Source organism: Bradyrhizobium sp. UFLA05-125 (genome assembly GCF_059803515.1).
The window spans coordinates 32,297-48,784 of sequence record NZ_JBANBJ010000052.1; the positions used below are offsets into that span (position 1 = coordinate 32,297).

The 16,488-nt window shown below is 62.6% G+C and carries 13 protein-coding genes and 1 pseudogene; 5 read left to right on the forward strand and 9 right to left on the reverse strand.

Features of this window, described 5'->3' with window-relative positions; translation table 11 throughout:
- The first annotated feature begins 252 nt into the window (after positions 1-252).
- Positions 253-459, forward strand: coding sequence for a hypothetical protein (locus SO156_RS32485; RefSeq protein ID WP_458150090.1), 207 nt, complete (start codon positions 253-255; stop codon positions 457-459).
- A gap of 679 nt (positions 460-1,138) precedes the next feature.
- Here SO156_RS32485 and SO156_RS32490 read toward each other — a convergent pair.
- From SO156_RS32490 to SO156_RS32520, 7 genes are all read right to left on the reverse strand, one after another.
- Entirely contained in the window at positions 1,139-2,116 is a 978-nt protein-coding gene (locus SO156_RS32490) for a peptide ABC transporter ATP-binding protein (RefSeq protein WP_458150089.1), read from the reverse strand.
- Positions 2,113-3,150 carry an ABC transporter ATP-binding protein gene (locus SO156_RS32495; RefSeq protein WP_498537621.1) on the reverse strand — a complete coding sequence of 346 codons (1,038 nt, stop codon included), beginning with the start codon at positions 3,148-3,150 and terminating at the stop codon, positions 2,113-2,115. The genes SO156_RS32490 and SO156_RS32495 overlap by 4 nt, the downstream gene beginning before the upstream one ends.
- Positions 3,151-3,178: 28 nt before the next feature.
- Complete coding sequence (locus tag SO156_RS32500; protein WP_498537622.1) at positions 3,179-4,084, reverse strand: ABC transporter permease subunit; 906 nt, start codon at positions 4,082-4,084, stop codon at positions 3,179-3,181.
- Positions 4,081-5,091 carry an ABC transporter permease subunit gene (locus tag SO156_RS32505; protein ID WP_458150086.1) on the reverse strand — a complete coding sequence of 337 codons (1,011 nt, stop codon included), beginning with the start codon at positions 5,089-5,091 and terminating at the stop codon, positions 4,081-4,083. Before SO156_RS32505 ends, SO156_RS32500 begins: the two co-directional genes overlap by 4 nt.
- A gap of 80 nt (positions 5,092-5,171) precedes the next feature.
- Complete coding sequence (locus tag SO156_RS32510) at positions 5,172-6,773, reverse strand: ABC transporter substrate-binding protein (RefSeq protein ID WP_458150085.1); 1,602 nt, start codon at positions 6,771-6,773, stop codon at positions 5,172-5,174.
- 284 nt (positions 6,774-7,057) lie between these two features.
- The gene (locus SO156_RS32515; RefSeq protein ID WP_458150084.1) at positions 7,058-7,570 is read right to left on the reverse strand and encodes an Lrp/AsnC family transcriptional regulator; all 513 of its coding nucleotides are present in this window, start codon (positions 7,568-7,570) and stop codon (positions 7,058-7,060) included.
- 56 nt (positions 7,571-7,626) lie between these two features.
- The gene (locus tag SO156_RS32520; RefSeq protein ID WP_458150083.1) at positions 7,627-7,938 is read right to left on the reverse strand and encodes a hypothetical protein; all 312 of its coding nucleotides are present in this window, start codon (positions 7,936-7,938) and stop codon (positions 7,627-7,629) included.
- Positions 7,939-7,967: 29 nt separating this feature from the next.
- On the opposite strand from SO156_RS32520, the gene SO156_RS32525 reads away from it, so the two are divergent.
- The 4 genes and pseudogenes from SO156_RS32525 to lpdA all read left to right on the forward strand — a co-directional run bounded on the left by SO156_RS32525 (position 7,968) and on the right by lpdA (position 12,916).
- Entirely contained in the window at positions 7,968-9,224 is a 1,257-nt protein-coding gene (locus SO156_RS32525; RefSeq protein ID WP_498537630.1) for a 3-methyl-2-oxobutanoate dehydrogenase (2-methylpropanoyl-transferring) subunit alpha, read from the forward strand.
- Positions 9,225-9,227: 3 nt separating this feature from the next.
- Complete coding sequence (locus SO156_RS32530; RefSeq protein WP_498537623.1) at positions 9,228-10,241, forward strand: alpha-ketoacid dehydrogenase subunit beta; 1,014 nt, start codon at positions 9,228-9,230, stop codon at positions 10,239-10,241.
- 1 nt (position 10,242) lies between these two features.
- On the forward strand, positions 10,243-11,514 hold the full coding sequence (locus SO156_RS32535; protein WP_498537624.1) for a dihydrolipoamide acetyltransferase family protein: 1,272 nt from the start codon (positions 10,243-10,245) through the stop codon (positions 11,512-11,514).
- Between the two features lie 4 nt (positions 11,515-11,518).
- A pseudogene (lpdA, locus tag SO156_RS32540) lies at positions 11,519-12,916 on the forward strand (dihydrolipoyl dehydrogenase).
- A 91-nt stretch (positions 12,917-13,007) separates the two neighbouring features.
- On the opposite strand, the gene rbsK reads toward lpdA, so the two are convergent.
- Both rbsK and SO156_RS32550 read right to left on the reverse strand, forming a co-directional pair.
- A complete protein-coding gene (rbsK, locus tag SO156_RS32545; RefSeq protein WP_458150079.1) occupies positions 13,008-13,931 on the reverse strand; it encodes a ribokinase in 924 nt (307 codons plus the stop codon).
- Between the two features lie 162 nt (positions 13,932-14,093).
- Entirely contained in the window at positions 14,094-16,481 is a 2,388-nt protein-coding gene (locus tag SO156_RS32550) for an aldehyde dehydrogenase family protein (protein WP_498537625.1), read from the reverse strand.
- Positions 16,482-16,488: the final 7 nt, after the last annotated feature.

The window sequence follows — 16,488 nt, forward strand, 5'->3', positions numbered from 1 at the left end:
CGGCGATACAGCTCACCCTGCCCCGTGCCCCGGCACGGTCCCGCTGAGATGATGCGGTGCCTTATGCGATCCCCATCGAGACGTTGCAAAAAGGACGGTGCTGGATCGATGCCGCCCAACGAGTTGATCCCAGAGTCGTTTGAACCATTTCACGTGGGCCGCCACTCTCTTACCGTCGCGATGAGCCGGGCCCACATAGCGTGTACGCAGTGTGGTAGTCTTTCGATCGGAGGAAACGAGAGCCTTGATCTCGTGGCCGATATGCCCAGCGGAACGATCCTCAATATCCTTCGTGCGGTTGATATCCTGAACGCGTGGTTCGTCGTCCTGACTATCCTTCTCGGGACCGGCGCGCTGACCCTGCACGGATACGACCTGTGGCGCGTCCAGATCCGGTCCGCGTTCGATTGGCTCGTGCCGGGCGCGCTCCTGCTCGATTACAGGAGCGGGCACCTGTGACCTTTCAGCTGAGCTCGCAGTCTGCACGTTAGCGCTGTGATGCAGACAACGACGTGCCGTTTCGATTTCACCGTCGCTGGCGCCGTGATTTCGTGCCCACTTCTCAGCGGTTGCTTCCGAGTATTTGGCGACATAGAACCGAACAACGGCGCAGGAGACGCCTGCTGTGGCCGTTTGAGTGAGCGCAATCAACGCTACAAAGGCTGAGACTGCTCCTCTGATCATCGCGATCCCCGTGAGAGAACTAACGCAGCTAACTTCGAACGCCTCTGCTTTGGTTCCGCTCGCCATTGATCTTGGGATGAGGGTGCGCGGATCCCACTGGCTGGGCATAGTTGGCACTCGTCCAGCTCCGCCGTCCAGTCATTGGTGGGAAGCGCGGCGACAATTTCAGTCCCGAGCGTTTACAAGTTATCTATAGAATCGCAGCAATGATGCAGTGATTTTGCGCGAGTGATTTTCGGCGCTCTCGCTCCACGCGCGCTGAAATACTTGCGCGCTGTGCCGCGTTGGCGGAAACGGAAATTGAGAGAGCCAAATCGCGTTACCAAGAGTTGGTTCTCACACGCTTCTCTTCCTTAAGAATAAGTAAAGCGCGGGAGCACCTATGCGTCCAGGTAGTTCGCGCAACGAACCTATGCCGATCAGGGTTTGGTGAGATACCTTGACGGACCGATCGTTAAGCCGCGTGAGCTTCCAGGAAACGCTCGGCGTAATGGCAGGCGACGAGGCGGCCGTCGAGCGGGCGCAAGGGTGGACGCTGCGAGCGGCAGAGGTCTGTCACATGGGGACAGCGGGTCGAGAAGACGCAGCCCTTTGGTGGATCGAGCGGCGAAGGCACCTCGCCCTTCGGCACGACACGCTGGCGTTTGCGGCCAAGACCCGGCGTCGCGTCGAGCAAGGCCTGCGCATAGGGGTGCAGCGGCCGCGCAAAAATGCGCTCTTTCGATCCGTGCTCAACTGCGATTCCCAGATACATGATCATCACGTCATCTGCGATGTGACGCACCACGCCGAGATCGTGCGAGATGAAGAGGTAAGCCAGCCCCAGTTCACGCTGGAGATCGACCAGGAGATTGATAACCTGCGCCTGCACCGACATGTCGAGCGCGGAGACGGGCTCGTCGGCAACCAGCAGCTTCGGCCGCAACATCAAGGCGCGCGCGATCGCGATGCGCTGGCGCTGGCCGCCCGAGAACATGTGCGGATAGCGGCCATATTGCTCCGGCCGCAACCCTACCCTCGCCATCATGTCGAGCGCCTGCGCCAGCCGCTCCTGCTTCGAGAGCCCGGTGTTGATGATCAACGGCTCTTCCAGTATGGCGCCGACGCGCTTACGCGGGTTGAGCGACCCATAGGGGTTTTGGAACACGATCTGTACGGCTCGGCGCAACATCTTTGCGGTGCTGGCCGAAGGATTGATCGCATCCACCCCATCGAGCATCAGTGTGCCGGCGCTCGGCTTCTCGATCAGCGTCACGAGCCTTGCGAGCGTCGACTTGCCGCACCCGGACTCACCGACGATCGCGAGCGTCTTGCCGGCCTCGAGCGCGAACGACACTCCGCCCACGGCCTGCAGATGCGCGCGGGCTCGGAACCAGCCTTGCTTCATCTCGTAGCTGCGCTTGAGATCGGTGGCCGTCACAAGCGCCGTCATGACACGGTCTCACGCTTGAGGGTGGACGCCCCGCCGGTGCCGGCCCGATCGGCCGCGATGCGCTCGTTCCGTGTCGGGTCGCCGAGCGGATAGTGACAACGGATCAGGCCGTCCATCCAGGGGCGCAGGTCGGGACGCACCTTGTCGGCCAGCTGCGTTGCATAGGTGCAACGTGGATTGAACAGACACCCCCGCGGCCGATCGTAAACCCCGGGTACAACGCCGGGAATGGTGGCGAGCCGTCCGCCGTCGCTCGCCTCCGGGCGCGCCGCCAGCAAAGCGGCCGTATAGGGATGCTGCGGCGAGGCGAACAGGCTTATGGTCGGGCGCTGTTCCATGATCTGGCCGGCATACATCACGGCGACGCGCTTGGTCGTGTCCGAGACCACGCCCATGTTGTGAGTGATAAGGATCAGCGCCATGCCGCGATCGCGATGCAGGGACAACAGAAGATCGAGGATCTGCGCCTGGATGGTGACATCGAGCGCTGTCGTCGGCTCGTCGGCGATCAGCAGCTTCGGATTGCACGCGATCGCCATCGCGATCATGACGCGCTGGTTCATGCCGCCCGAGAGCTGGTGCGGATAGGCCGACAGCCGCTTCTCGGGGGACGGAATGCCGACTTGCTCGAGGAGTTCGACCACGCGCCGCCGCGCGGCCTTGCGATCCATCCCTTCGTGGATGTGCAATGTCTCGGCAAGCTGATAGCCGATCGTGAAGGAGGGATTGAGCGACGTCGTCGGTTCCTGGAAGATCATCGCGACGTCCTTGCCGGTGAGCGCGCGCCGCTCGCGATCGGTCAAGGTCAGCAGATCCCGCCCCTCGAACCGCAGCTTGTCGGCCTCGACGCGCCCCGGGTATGGCACAAGTCCCATCAAGGCCAACATGGTAACGCTCTTGCCGGATCCGGATTCTCCGACGATCCCCAGCACATCGCCTCTTTCGAGCGTGAGGTCGATGCCATCCACAGCGCGCACCATCCCGCTTTGCGATGGAAACGCGACCGATAGATTTTCAATCTCGAGGAGCGGCATCAGGTCGCCTTTCGACAGTGATCATGCGCTATCGCTTGAGCTTGGGATCGAGCGCGTCACGCAGTCCGTCCCCGAGAAGGTTGAATGCCAGCACGGTTATGAGAATCGCCAGGCCTGGAAGTGTGACGACCCACCAGGCCCGCAGCACAAATTCGCGCGCATCCGCCAGCATGGTCCCCCATTCGGGCAAGGGCGGCTGCGCACCGAGACCGAGAAAGCCAAGCGCGGCGGCGTCCAGGATCGCCGTCGAGATGCCGAGCGTCGCCTGGACGATCAGCGGCGCGGCGCAATTCGGTAACACCTCCTTGAACATCAAGCGAAGCCGGCCGGCGCCCGCGACTTTGGCCGCGGTGACGTAGTCTTTCGAGACTTCGCTGATCACTGCAGCGCGCGCGATCCGCACATAGTGCGGCAGGAGCACGATCGCGACCGCCAGCATGGCATTCATCAGGCCGGGCCCAAGGATCGCAACGATCACGATCGCGAGCAAAAGGCTTGGCAGCGTCAACGTAATGTCCATCAGCCGCATGATCGCGATCTCGATGACACCGCGAAAAAAACCCGCCACCAGCCCAAGGATCGTTCCGGCGACCACCGACAGCGTCACCACCGCGATTCCGATCAGAAGCGAAAGCCTTGCTCCGTGAATAAGACGGGAAAGGATATCGCGGCCGATCGCGTCAGTGCCGAGCGGATAGGCCATCGATCCTCCCTGCTGCCAGAACGGAGGTTTCAGAAAGGCCGCATTGTTGGTGACGATCGGAGAATGCGGCGCAACGAAATCGGCGAACAGTGCAAGGAGGATCAGAACCACGATCACGGCGAGACCCGTCACGGCGCCGAAATTTACCTTGAAATCCAACCAGAATTCCAACAGCGGATGCGGCGGAGCTCCGGCTGCGACGACGGGATTTTCGAGGGCTTCGGCGGTCATCTCGTGTACCGGATTCGGGGATTGATCAGCCCGTACGTGACGTCGACCAGTAGATTGACGATCATGACGATCGCACCGATCAAGAGCGTGCCGCCCTGCAACACCGGATAGTCGCGGCGATTGATACCCTCGATCAGCCATTTGCCCACGCCGGGCCATGAGAAGATGGTCTCCGTGAGGATCGCGCCCGTAAACAGGACACCGACCTGCAGCCCGATCACCGTCACCACCGGAATCAGCGCATTGCGCAGCGCATGGATCGCGATCACCCGGAAGCGCGGCAGCCCCTTGGCGCGAGCGGTGCGAATGTAATCTTCGCCCAAAACCTCCAGCATGGCGGACCGTGTCATGCGGGCGATCACGGCGAGCGGCACGGTGCCGAGCACGATCGTCGGCAGCACGAGATGTGACAAGGCCGAACGAAACGCGCCGAAATCGCCGTCCAGCAGCGTATCGATCAGCAGAAAACCGGTCACTGGTTCGATGAAGTACTGCACCGCGATCCGGCCCGACACGGGAGTCCATCCGAGCTGCACTGAAAAAAGCAGGATCAACAGCAATCCCCACCAGAAAATCGGCATCGAATATCCGGTGAGCGATATCCCCATCACGCCATGATCGAAAATAGAGTTGCGGCGAACCGCAGCGATGATGCCGGCTGGCAATCCGAGGCACAATGCAAACAGGATCGCGCAAACAGACAGCTCGATCGTCGCCGGGAAAAGCATCAAAAATTCGGAGATCACCGGCTCATGGGTAACGATCGAGCGGCCGAGGTCGCCATGCGCCATCCGTGACAGATAGAGGCCGTACTGGACCAGCACGGGCTGATCGAAGCCGTAGTCAGCGCGCAATTGCGCGAGCCGAGCCGGATCGATGCCGTGTTCGCCCGCCATGGTCTCGATAGGATCGCCGGGTATCAAGCGGATGAGAACGAACACAAGCAACGTGATCCCTATGAAGGTCGGAACCACGAGACTCAGCCGGGTAAGAGCGAACCGGAGCATGCCGTCCTCAGTCATCTCGAAGGAAGGAGACGGGCAAGAAAAACGGCGGAGCGGTGAAGGCCGCTCCCCGATCTGGCCTCCTACTCCTTGACGTCGACGCCGTAGAAGTTGTGGCGCCCGAACGGCGACAGCTTGAAGTCGACCACCCTCTTACTGACGGGCTTCAACTGCACCGCGTGCGCGATGGTGAACCACGGAGCCTGTTCCTTGAAGATTACCTGGGCCTGCGCATACAACTTGGCCCGCTCGGCCTGATCGCTGACGGCCTTGGCCTTTACGACCAGGTCGTCGAACGGCTTGTAGCAGAACTTGGCGATATTCGAACCAGATGCCGATTGCGCCGAGTCGCAGCCCAGCAATGTGTGCAGGAAGTTGTCAGGATCGCCGTTGTCGCCGGTCCAGCCCAGCATACCCATCTGGTGCTCGCCGGCCTGCATCCGCTTGCGGTACTCGCCCCATTCAAATGACTTGATTTCGGCTTTCACGCCGATCTTGGCGAGGTCGGCCTGCATCAGCTCGGCGATGCGCTTAGCATTCGGATTGTAGGGGCGTTGCACCGGCATGGCCCATAGATCAGTTTCGAACCCGTTCGGAAATCCTGCGTCGGCCAGAAGCTTCTTTGCCGCGGCCGGATCATAGGGATCGTCCTTGACGTCGTCGTTATACGACCACATCGAGGGTGGGATGGGATTTTTGGCCGCGATGCCGGTCGACAAATAGACGGCGTCGATGATCGCCTTCTTGTCGATCGCCATGCTGATGGCCTTGCGCACGCGCACGTCGTCGAAGGGCTTTTTTTGCGTCTGGAAGGCCAGATAACCGACGTTGAGGCCCGGCTGTTCCAGGATGGTGACGTTCGGATCTTTCTTCATCGCGTCGATGTCGGCCGGATTCGGATAAGGCATCACGTCGCATTCGCCCTTCTGGAGCTTGGCCCAGCGAACGGATGCATCCGGCGTGATCGCGTAAACGAGGTCGTCGATCTTCGCCTTTCCGCCCCAATATCCGGGGAACGCCTTGTACCGGATCACGGCGTCCTTTTGATACTGCACCAGATAAAACGGTCCTGTGCCGATCGGATCCTGGTCGATCTTTTCGGGCGTGCCGGCCTTCAGCATTGCATCGGCATATTCCTTCGACTGGATGGCCGCGAAAGGCATCGCGAGGTCGGCAAGAAATGGGGCTTCCGGTTGATTGAGCGTCACCTTGATGGTGTAATCGTCGACCTTCTCGACCGACTTCAACAATTTCGGCATCCCCATGTCGCCGAAATAGGAATGGTTCGGACTCGTCACCTTGAAATACGGATTGTCCTCCTTCCATTGCCGCTCGATCGAAAATATGACGTCGTCGGCGTTGAAGTCGCGCGTCGGCTTGAACGACTTGGACGTCGAATGCCACTTCACGCCCTTGCGCAGGTCGAAGGTATAGGTGATGCCGTCCGGCGAGATCGTCCACTTTTCTGCGAGGGCCGGCACCACTTGCGTGCCGCCACGTTCGAACTCGACGATGCGGTTGTAGATCGGCTCATTGCCGTCGAACGAGGTGCCGGTGGTGTTGACACCGGGATAGAAGTTCTCGGGGCTGCCCTCCGAGCAGAAAACCAGGGTTTTGGCAGAAGCAGCCGAAGCGAACACAAGCGCCGAAGCGCAGACGGTGGCGAGCAGAATTGATCTGTCCACTGTTGGAACTCCAGGTGAATTCTTTGGGCGCGGTGGGCCCAGGCGCCCAAGACGGCGAACGAGCTTGCTATCGGGTATTGCCGCTGTCAATGCGTAGCCGGTGCGCGCTGCGGACCGCCAGCCTTGCATCGACCCCTGACAGCTCATCGGGGTTCGAGGCGGGGAGCGCTGCCGCCTGATCTCACACCAACCAAACTACGCTATCTCATCCAATCCTTCGCATGAGGGGGCTTGGCCAGCAATGCACCAAATGATGTCTTCCCATCGCCGCCGGCGTATCCAGACTAGACCTGCACCGAGCTCAGCTTCTTCAGGCAGCGCAGCGCAAACGATGATCGGCTGTGGCGGATACCCGGAATGCGATAGAGCTTCTCGCGCAAAAAGCGTTCGTAGCCGGCGGTACTTTCGACCGCGACCTTCACGACGTAGTCGTAATCGCCGGTGGTGAGATAGGCCTCGATCACCTCCGGCAAGCTCGTGAGCAGCTGACCGAAACGTTCGAGCATCTCCTCGTCGTGGCGATCGAGCGTCAGCTCGATGATGACCGTTTCAGGCAGGCCCAGCTTGTCCTGATTGAGCAGCGCGACGTAGCCATCGATGTAGCCCTGCGTCTCCAAACGCTTCAGCCTGTTCCAGCACGGCGTGGTGGAGAGCCCGACCCTGTCGGCGAGTTGCGCCGTCGTCAGGCGTGCATCCTGCTGCAAGGCGCGGAGGATCTTGCGATCGATCTCGTCGAGCCGAAGCGCATCCTTGCGCGGAGTCTTGACCGGCCCTGTGGCACGTCCGACTGGCACCATACCAAGAACTCCATTCTCGACTTACGACCGATATGCAGAACATCCATACTGCCAATTTAGACTATACCCAGATTAAAAGAACAACAATCCTGACCTTTTCCAGTACGGTATGCCAACAAAACGAGACATAAGCGGTGTTTGTTCTCGAACTTCGGACCAGCGATATGCACGCCGCGCTCGGCCGCCTGCTCGACCAGACTCGCGTCGCCGGGCTTCGGCTTGCTGCCGTCAGCGCGCGGGCCGACGCGAGCGAATGCCGCATCTCGGCTTCCATAGACATCGATGACCGCGACATCATCGACCGGCTCGTTCGTCGGGTTGGCGCGTTGTTCTGCATCGATGCGATCGAGGTGAGAGGTGAATGCCAATGCCCGACTCCGACCTCACACATGACACCATGAGCCCGCGGCGCGAGGCAGTTCGTTCCGAGCATCCGCCTCTGAAGCTCCACGTTCCGGAACCGGCGGTGCGCCCGGGCGGCACGCCCGATTTCTCGAACATCCGCATCCCGCGCGCAGGCCAGGTCGATCGTCCCGAAGTCGATGTCGACGCCGAGGCGATCCGCGACCTCGCCTTTTCCGTCATCCGCGTGCTCAATCGCGACGGCGAGGCTGTGGGTCCCTGGGCAGGCCAGCTTAGCGACGACGAATTGCTCACAGGCTTGCGCCACATGATGACATTGCGCGCATTCGACGCGCGCATGCAGATGGCACAACGTCAGGGCAAGACGTCATTCTACATGCAGCATATGGGCGAAGAAGCGGTGAGCTGCGCCTTCCGCAAGGCGCTTCTTCCGGGCGACATGAATTTTCCGACCTACCGCCAAGCGGGACTCTTGATCGCCGGCGGCTATTCGCTGATCGAGATGGCCTGTCAGATCTACTCCAACACGCATGATCCCCTGAAGGGGCGCCAGCTGCCTGTGATGTATTCCTCACGGGAGCACGGCTTCTTTTCCATCTCCGGCAATCTTGCCACCCAGTACATCCAGGCGGTCGGCTGGGCGATGGCATCTGCGATCAAGAACGATACCAAGATCGCCGTTGCGTGGATCGGCGACGGCGCAACCGCCGAGTCCGACTTCCACGCGGCGCTGGTGTTCGCCTCGACCTATCGCGCGCCGGTCGTGCTCAATATCGTCAACAATCAGTGGGCCATCTCGACCTTCCAGGGCATCGCACGCGGCGGCTCCGGCACATTCGCAGCGCGCGGTCTTGGCTTCGGCATTCCGGCGCTGCGCGTCGACGGCAATGATTACCTTGCGGTCCATGCGGTCGCGAAATGGGCCTGCGAGCGTGCACGCCGCAACCTCGGCCCGACCCTAATCGAGCACGTGACCTATCGCGTCGGCGCCCATTCCACCTCGGATGATCCCGCGGGCTATCGGCCGAAGACGGAATCAGAGGCATGGCCGTTGGGAGATCCCGTGATCAGGCTGAAGAACCATCTGGTCGTGCGCGGCGTCTGGTCGGAGGAACGGCACAAGCAGACCGAAGCCGAGATCCTCGACACCGTGGTCTCGGCACAGAAGGAAGCTGAAAGCTACGGCACGCTCCATTCCGAGCAGCGACCTTCCGCGCGCGACATGTTCGAGGGCGTGTTCGCGGAGATGCCGCCGCATCTGCGTCGACAGCGCCAGGAAGCCGGGGTCTGAACCATGCCACGACGGACAATGATCGAAGCGATCCGCGACGCCATGGACGTCATGATGTCGCGCGACGAAGACGTCGTCGTATTCGGCGAGGACGTCGGCTATTTCGGCGGCGTGTTTCGTGCAAGTCAGGGCCTGCAAGCGAAATACGGAACGAGCCGCTGCTTCGATACCCCGATCAGCGAACTCGGCATCGTCGGCATCGCCGTTGGCATGGCGGCCTATGGATTGAAACCTTGTGTCGAGATCCAGTTCGCCGATTACATGTATCCAGCTTACGATCAGATCGTCTCCGAGGCCGCGCGGCTTCGCTACCGCTCCAACGGCCAGTTCACCTGCCCGCTCGTGGTCCGCATGCCGACCGGCGGTGGCATTTTTGGCGGGCAGACGCACAGCCAGAGCCCGGAAGCGCTGTTTACCCATGTCTGCGGCATCAAAACGGTGGTCCCCTCGAATCCGCGCGACGCCAAGGGTCTCCTGATCGCGGCCATCGAGGATCCCGATCCGGTCATCTTCCTCGAGCCGAAGCGGCTCTATAACGGCCCGTTCGATGGCCATCATGACCGGCCGGTGACGCCATGGTCGAAGCATGATCTCGGTGAGGTCGACGACGGACATTTTGCGATTCAGCTCGGTAGTGCCGCGATCCGCCGACAGGGAAGCGCCGTCACCATTCTCGCCTACGGCACGATGGTTCACGTCGCCGAGAGCGCCGTAACCGAGACCGGAATCGACGCAGAGATCATCGACCTTCGCACGCTGCTGCCGCTCGATCTCGACACCATCGAGACGTCAGTCAAGAAGACCGGACGCTGCGTGATCGTGCACGAGGCGACGTTGACCTCGGGCTTCGGCGCCGAGCTCTGCGCGCTGGTCCAGGCGCGATGCTTCTATCATCTGGAAGCGCCGATCGTGCGCGTCGCCGGCTGGGACACGCCCTACCCGCATGCGCAGGAATGGGACTACTTCCCGGGACCCGCGCGAATCGGCCGCGCGCTGATCGAAACGTTGGAGGCCTGAGATGACGGAGCGTGCCGTCAAGCTGCCCGACGTCGGCGAAGGCATCGCCGAAGCCGAACTGGTGGAATGGCATGTGAAGGTTGGCGATGTCGTGCGCGAGGATGCCGTGCTCGGCGCCGTCATGACCGACAAGGCGACGGTGGAAATTCCCTCTCCGGCGGAGGGTCGCATCATCTGGCTCGCCGGCAAGGTTGGCGACCTGCTCGCCATCGGCTCGGACTTCGTTCGGCTTGAGGTGGATGGAAAGAGCGAGCCGGCGACGGAGGAGACGAAACCGGCGCCGCATGCGGCTAACCCTTCGGCCAAAACGCCTGATCATGCCGCAAGTGCCCCGCGCGCACCGTCGAGCGAGCCGACCGTCGCACTGAGGCCGCGGCCCACCGCAGCGCCGCAACTCCGCGCAGACGAACGGCCTTTGGCCGCCCCCGCGGTCCGGCTCCGGGCGCGAGAAGCGGGCGTCGACTTGCGCCAGCTTCGCGGCACGGGCCCGGCCGGGCGGATCACCCACGATGATCTTGATGCCCATCTCGCCCGCACCGGCGCGGCAACGACGCGCTATCCGGCGAGAACAGCGGTTGAAGACATCAAGATCGTCGGCTTGCGCCGCAAGATCGCCGAGAAAATGTCCATTGCAAGCTCGCGCATTCCGCACATCACCTATGTCGAAGAGGTCGATGTCACTGCGCTCGAGGATTTGCGCGGCAAGCTCAACAGCCAGCGGCGCTCCGACAAGCCGAAGCTGACGCTTTTGCCGTTCCTGATGCGCGCGATGGTGCGCGCGATCGCCGAGCAGCCTCGTCTCAATGCCCATTTCGACGATGAGGCTGGGATCGTCCACCAGCACGCCGGCGTCCATATCGGGATCGCCACGCAGACGCCGACCGGCCTGGTGGTACCCGTCGTTCGGCATGCGGAAGCGCTCGACCTCTGGACTTGCGCCGCCGAGGTCGCGCGGCTCGCCGAAGCGGCACGGAATGGCAACGCCACCCGCTACGAACTCACCGGCTCGACCATCACGATCACCTCGCTCGGCGCACTGGGCGGGCTCGTGACGACTCCCATCATCAATCACCCTGAGGTCGCGATCATCGGCGTCAACCGTATCGCCATCCGTCCGCATTGGGACGGTGCCGCCGCCTTCGTGCCGCGCCAGATGATGAATCTGTCGTCCAGCTTCGATCATCGGGTTATCGATGGGTTCGACGCGGCCCAGTTCGTGCAGCGCATCAAACTGCTTCTTGAAACGCCCGCCATGATTTTCATTGACGCGTAGGACGATGACCGAAGTTACCTGCAAGCTGCTTGTCATCGGCGCTGGCCCCGGCGGATACACCTGCGCGATCCGCGCTGGCCAGCTCGGCATCGATACGATCATCGTCGAAGCCCAGAAGCCGGGCGGCACCTGTCTCAATGTCGGCTGCATTCCTTCCAAGGCCCTGATCCATGCGGCCGGCGAATATGAAGCGATTGCTCGTGCCGCGGAGGGGACGAGCGCGCTCGGTATTTCCACTGCAAAGCCAGCGCTCGACTTCGCCAAGACCATCGCCTGGAAGGACGGTATCGTCCGGCGCCTGAACGGCGGCGTGGCCGGCCTCCTCAAGAGAGCCGGAGTGAGGCTCATGGCCGGGTACGCTCGATTTCGCGACGGCAAAACCGTCGAGGTCGAGACGCAATCCGGCGCACAGGTGATCCATGCCGAAACGGTGGTGATCGCGACTGGCTCCGAGCCGGTTGCGCTTCCGTTCTTACCGTTCGGGGGCCGCGTGATCTCATCGACCGAGGCTTTGGCGCTCACCGAAGTTCCGGAGAGGCTTGTCGTGGTCGGCGGCGGTTATATCGGCCTCGAGCTTGGCACCGCGTTCGCGAAAATGGGGGCGGCCGTCACCGTCGTCGAGGCCGCACCACGAATTCTCCCGCAATATGATGGCGACCTGAGCGAGCCAGTCGCAAGGCGCCTAAGCGCGTTGGGAGTTACGGTCCTGACAGGGGCAAAGGCGAAAGCGCTCGTCGCTGACGGCACGGCGCTCGCGATCGAGACCGCGAGCGGCGAGCAGACGTCACTCGAAGCCGACAAGATCCTCGTTACGGCTGGCCGCAGGCCCGCGACAAGAGGTTTTGGCCTCGAGACGCTCGATCTCGACATGGACGGATCTTTCATCCGGATCGACGACCGATGCCGCACCTCGATGCACGGCATCTCGGCGATCGGCGATGTCACGGGAGAGCCGATGCTGGCCCATCGCGCCATGGCGCAAGGCGAGATGGTGGCCGAGATCATCGCCGGCCGTCGTCGCGCCTGGGACCGGGTATCGATCCCGGCTATTTGCTTCACCGATCCCGAGATTGTCACCGTCGGCCTGTCACCGGGCGAGGCAAGCGGCAAGGGTTTCGACGTCAAGACAGACCTCTTTCCGTTCAAGGCCAACGGCCGTGCCCTGACACTGGATCGGGAGGACGGTTTCATCCGAACCGTGGTGCGGGCCGACAATCATCTCTTGCTCGGCATCCAAGGTGTGGGAGCCGGGATCGCCGAGCTTTCGGCCGCGTTCAGCCTTGCGCTGGAGATGGGCGCGCGCCTGTAGGATGTCGCCATGACCATCCATGCGCATCCCACCCAAAGCGAAGCTCTTCACGAGGCTGCGCTGAGGTCGCTAGGTCACGCGATTCATATCTGAACGTGTTGCTTGATGCCGGCCTGGTGCATTGCCGCGTGCTGCTGGATCTCATCGGCGCGTGTCCGCTCCTCGTGCGCGAAGCCGGAGGAAATTACCCCTTCAACACTGCTTCGATCTCCGCACGTCGCGGCATGGCAGGCGCAGTCCCGGCGCGCGTCACCGAGATTCCCGCCGTGGCCGAACCGAAGCGCGCGGCCTCGAGCGGATCGACGCCGTCCGCGAGAGCCGCCGCGAAGCCGCCGACGAATGCATCGCCCGCGCCCGTGGTCTCGACCACTCTGCCCGCGTCAAAGGGCGGCACGTGCAGCGAGCGGTCCGGCGCGTGAAACAGCGCTCCACGCTCGCCGAGCGTGATCAGAGCTGTTCCGGCTCCCTTGGCCAGCAGCACATCTCCGGCTCGGCGAGCGCCCGCAAGGTCGCTCACGGCAATCCCGGTCAACGCCTCAGCCTCGGTTTCGTTGGGGACGACGTAGTCGCACAGCGCAAACAGACTGCTATCAAACTTGATCGCAGGGGCCGGGTTGAACACCGTGATGCTTCCTGCGGCGCGCGCGATTTCGAGCCCTCGCTGCGCTGCATCCACTGGCTGCTCAAGCTGCGTCACGAATACGCGGCTGGTCCGGATAGCATCAGCCGCCCTGTCGACATCGGCCGGGCCGATACCGCCGGCCGCCCCGGGCACCACGATGATCGCGTTGTCACCGCGCGTCTCGTGGACATAAATGAACGCGGCGCCGGTCGGGGCCTCCGTGGTCCTGGCCACGCACGGCTTGATTCCCTCGGCCTCCCAGGTCTTGATCGCAAGCTCGCCGAAGGCATCGCTACCGATCCGGGAGATGAAGCTCACGCTGGCGCCGGCGCGCGCGGCGGCCACAGCCTGGTTCGATCCCTTGCCGCCGGGTCCCATCGCAAATCCCGATCCCGCAATCGTCTCACCGATCGCGGGCATGTTGCCGGCGCGGAACGCCAGGTCGACGACAAAAACCCCAAGGACGGCGACACCATTCTTGTTCATGTCATCACTCTCCGTTCAGCCAGATGGCACGCAGCGCACAGAGAACGTCGGCGTCGAGCAGCGAATCGATGCTCTTTGGCATGTTGCCTCCCTCCCTTTGTTCGAAATCGTCCGGACTCTGGCGGTCCAGGACCCGGTTGCCGTCATTATGAGGCGGCTTCTCTAGTCTCCATACGGAATCCAGATGTTCTTCACCTGCACGGCATGGCGGAGCAGGATCGGCCCCTCACTTGCGGCCTTGTCGTACCAGTCGAGCGCGAGGCCATGATCGACCAGCGTGCGCTTGAGATTGCCGATCGAGAGCCGTTCGGCTGCTTCCGAGGTGTCCTGCGACCCAAAAACCCAGAGCGCGTCGACATCGTCGTGTTCGGCAAGAACCCTCGCAAGTCCGTCGCGAGCGCCAGTGACAATATTGACGACGCCCGCCGGCACATCAGACGTCTCCAGCACCTGGTAAAAATCGGTCGCGGCGAGCGGATGCCGCTCGCTCGGCACGACAACGACCCGGTTGCCCATCGCTACCAGCGGCGCGACCAGACTGACGAAGGCAAGCAGCGGCGCCTCATCGGGACAGGCGACGCCAACCACGCCGATCGGCTCATGCATCGCGAGCGCCACACCGCGCAGCGGCGGTGCATGGACGGTCCCCTCGAATTTGTCGGCCCAGGCACCATAGCTGAACAGCCGCTCGATGCTTGCATCGATTTCGGCGCGCGCCTTTGCGCCTGATAAACCCGTCATATCGGCGACACGCCGGGCAAACTCGTCACCGCGTGCGGAAAGGTTCTCGCCAAGGTAATAGAGGATTTGAGCCCGATTATGCGCCGTGGTCCTCGCCCATGACTCGGCGGAGCGCGCCGCGGCAACGGCATTACGGATATCCTTGCGGTTGCCTTCGCCGGCCTCGCCCAGATGCCGGCCCTTCGGCGACAGCACAGCACGCGAGTAGTTTCCGTCGGGACGCACCTGCTTGCCGCCGACGAAAAGTTTGGCCGTCCGATCGATCGGCGGCACGCCAAATCCGGCGCCGTCGCCAGAAGCAGCCGGCAGTGGCGATGCCTTGACCCTCGCCTTGCGTCCGCTCCATGCCTTCGGCTTGAGATATTCATACATGCCTTCACGGCCACCCTCGCGGCCGAAGCCCGACTCGCGATAGCCACCGAATCCGACGCTCGCGTCGAACAGGTTGGTCGCGTTGACCCAGACCACGCCGGCCAACAGTTTCGGCGCGATGTCCAGCGCAAGACCAATCGTCTCGCTCCACACGCTGGCGGCAAGTCCGTAACGCGTATTGTTGGCAAGCATCACGGCCTCGTCGGGCGTGCGGAACGTCATCGCCACGAGCACCGGGCCGAATATCTCTTCGATCGCGACTGTTGACGACGGATGCACCTTCCAAAGCAGGGTCGGCGGATAGAACCATCCTTCCGTCGGCATCGCGCCGGACGCCTGGTACTTCTCGGCCCCTTCCCTCACCCCGGTCTCGACCAGCGAGGTGATCCGCTCGAGCTGCACCGGCGCCACTACCGCGCCCATGTCGATCGCCTTGTCGAGCGGCATGCCGACACGAAGCGTCTCCATGCGACGGATCAGTCGCTTGCGGAAGGTCTCCGCGATTCCCTCCTGCAAGAGCAGGCGCGAGCCGGCGCAGCAGACCTGTCCCTGGTTGAACCAGATAGCGTCGACGACGCCCTCCACCGCGCCATCGATGTCGGCATCGTCGAAGACGATGAACGGCGATTTGCCACCGAGCTCGAGCGTCAGGGATTTGCCGGAGCCGGCAGTCGATTGACGGATCAGCCGCCCGACCTCGGTCGATCCGGTAAAGGCGATCTTGTCGACGCCGGGATTCTCAACGAGCAAGGCGCCAGTCGCACCGTCGCCCGTCACGACGTTCAACACACCCGACGGCAGACCGGCCTCGGCCGCAAGCTCGGCGAACAGCAAGGCGGTAAGGGAGGTAAACTCTGCCGGCTTCAGCACCACCGTGTTGCCCGCGGCCAGCGCGGGTGCGATCTTCCAGGCCAGCATCAGCAGCGGAAAATTCCACGGGATGATCTGCCCGATCACACCGATCGCAACCTGGTCGGCGAATTCGCGCTCCTGCAATTGGGCCCAGCCGGCGTGATGCAGGAAATGGCGCGCGGCGAGCGGCACATCGAGATCCCGGGTTTCCCGGATCGGCTTGCCATTGTCGATCGCCTCGAGCACGGCAAACAGCCGTGCATGACGCTGCAACATGCGCGCCAACGCATAGAGATGGCGCGCCCGGCCGTGACCGCCGAGCTTTGCCCATGGCAACTGCGCAGTGCGCGCGGCGCTGACCGCCGCCTCCACATCGGCGGAAGAGCCTTGCGCAATCCGGGCCAGCGTCTTGCCGATGGCAGGCTCGATCGTCGTGAGGTGCTCGCCCGAATGCGGCGCGACAAATTTGCCGTCGATGAAATGCCCGAACGAGGCGTCATGCCGCGCCAGCCAGGCGCGCGCCTCACCGTCTGCCTCGGGGGCGGGACCGTATTCCATCGTCTCGAAATAATCTGCGACGCTCATCGCTGGG

What these genes read in the sequence shown, in the direction of transcription:
- SO156_RS32535 (WP_498537624.1), top strand. Translation starts at nt 10,243, where the DNA reads ATGACGGAGCGTGCCGTCAAGCTGCCCGACGTCGGCGAAGGCATCGCC.
- SO156_RS32490 (WP_458150089.1), bottom strand. Translation starts at nt 2,116, where the DNA reads ATGACGGCGCTTGTGACGGCCACCGATCTCAAGCGCAGCTACGAGATG.
- rbsK (WP_458150079.1), bottom strand. Translation starts at nt 13,931, where the DNA reads ATGAACAAGAATGGTGTCGCCGTCCTTGGGGTTTTTGTCGTCGACCTG.
- SO156_RS32500 (WP_498537622.1), bottom strand. Translation starts at nt 4,084, where the DNA reads ATGACCGCCGAAGCCCTCGAAAATCCCGTCGTCGCAGCCGGAGCTCCG.
- SO156_RS32495 (WP_498537621.1), bottom strand. Translation starts at nt 3,150, where the DNA reads ATGCCGCTCCTCGAGATTGAAAATCTATCGGTCGCGTTTCCATCGCAA.
- SO156_RS32525 (WP_498537630.1), top strand. Translation starts at nt 7,968, where the DNA reads ATGAGCCCGCGGCGCGAGGCAGTTCGTTCCGAGCATCCGCCTCTGAAG.
- SO156_RS32505 (WP_458150086.1), bottom strand. Translation starts at nt 5,091, where the DNA reads ATGCTCCGGTTCGCTCTTACCCGGCTGAGTCTCGTGGTTCCGACCTTC.
- SO156_RS32515 (WP_458150084.1), bottom strand. Translation starts at nt 7,570, where the DNA reads ATGGTGCCAGTCGGACGTGCCACAGGGCCGGTCAAGACTCCGCGCAAG.
- SO156_RS32530 (WP_498537623.1), top strand. Translation starts at nt 9,228, where the DNA reads ATGCCACGACGGACAATGATCGAAGCGATCCGCGACGCCATGGACGTC.
- SO156_RS32550 (WP_498537625.1), bottom strand. Translation starts at nt 16,481, where the DNA reads ATGAGCGTCGCAGATTATTTCGAGACGATGGAATACGGTCCCGCCCCC.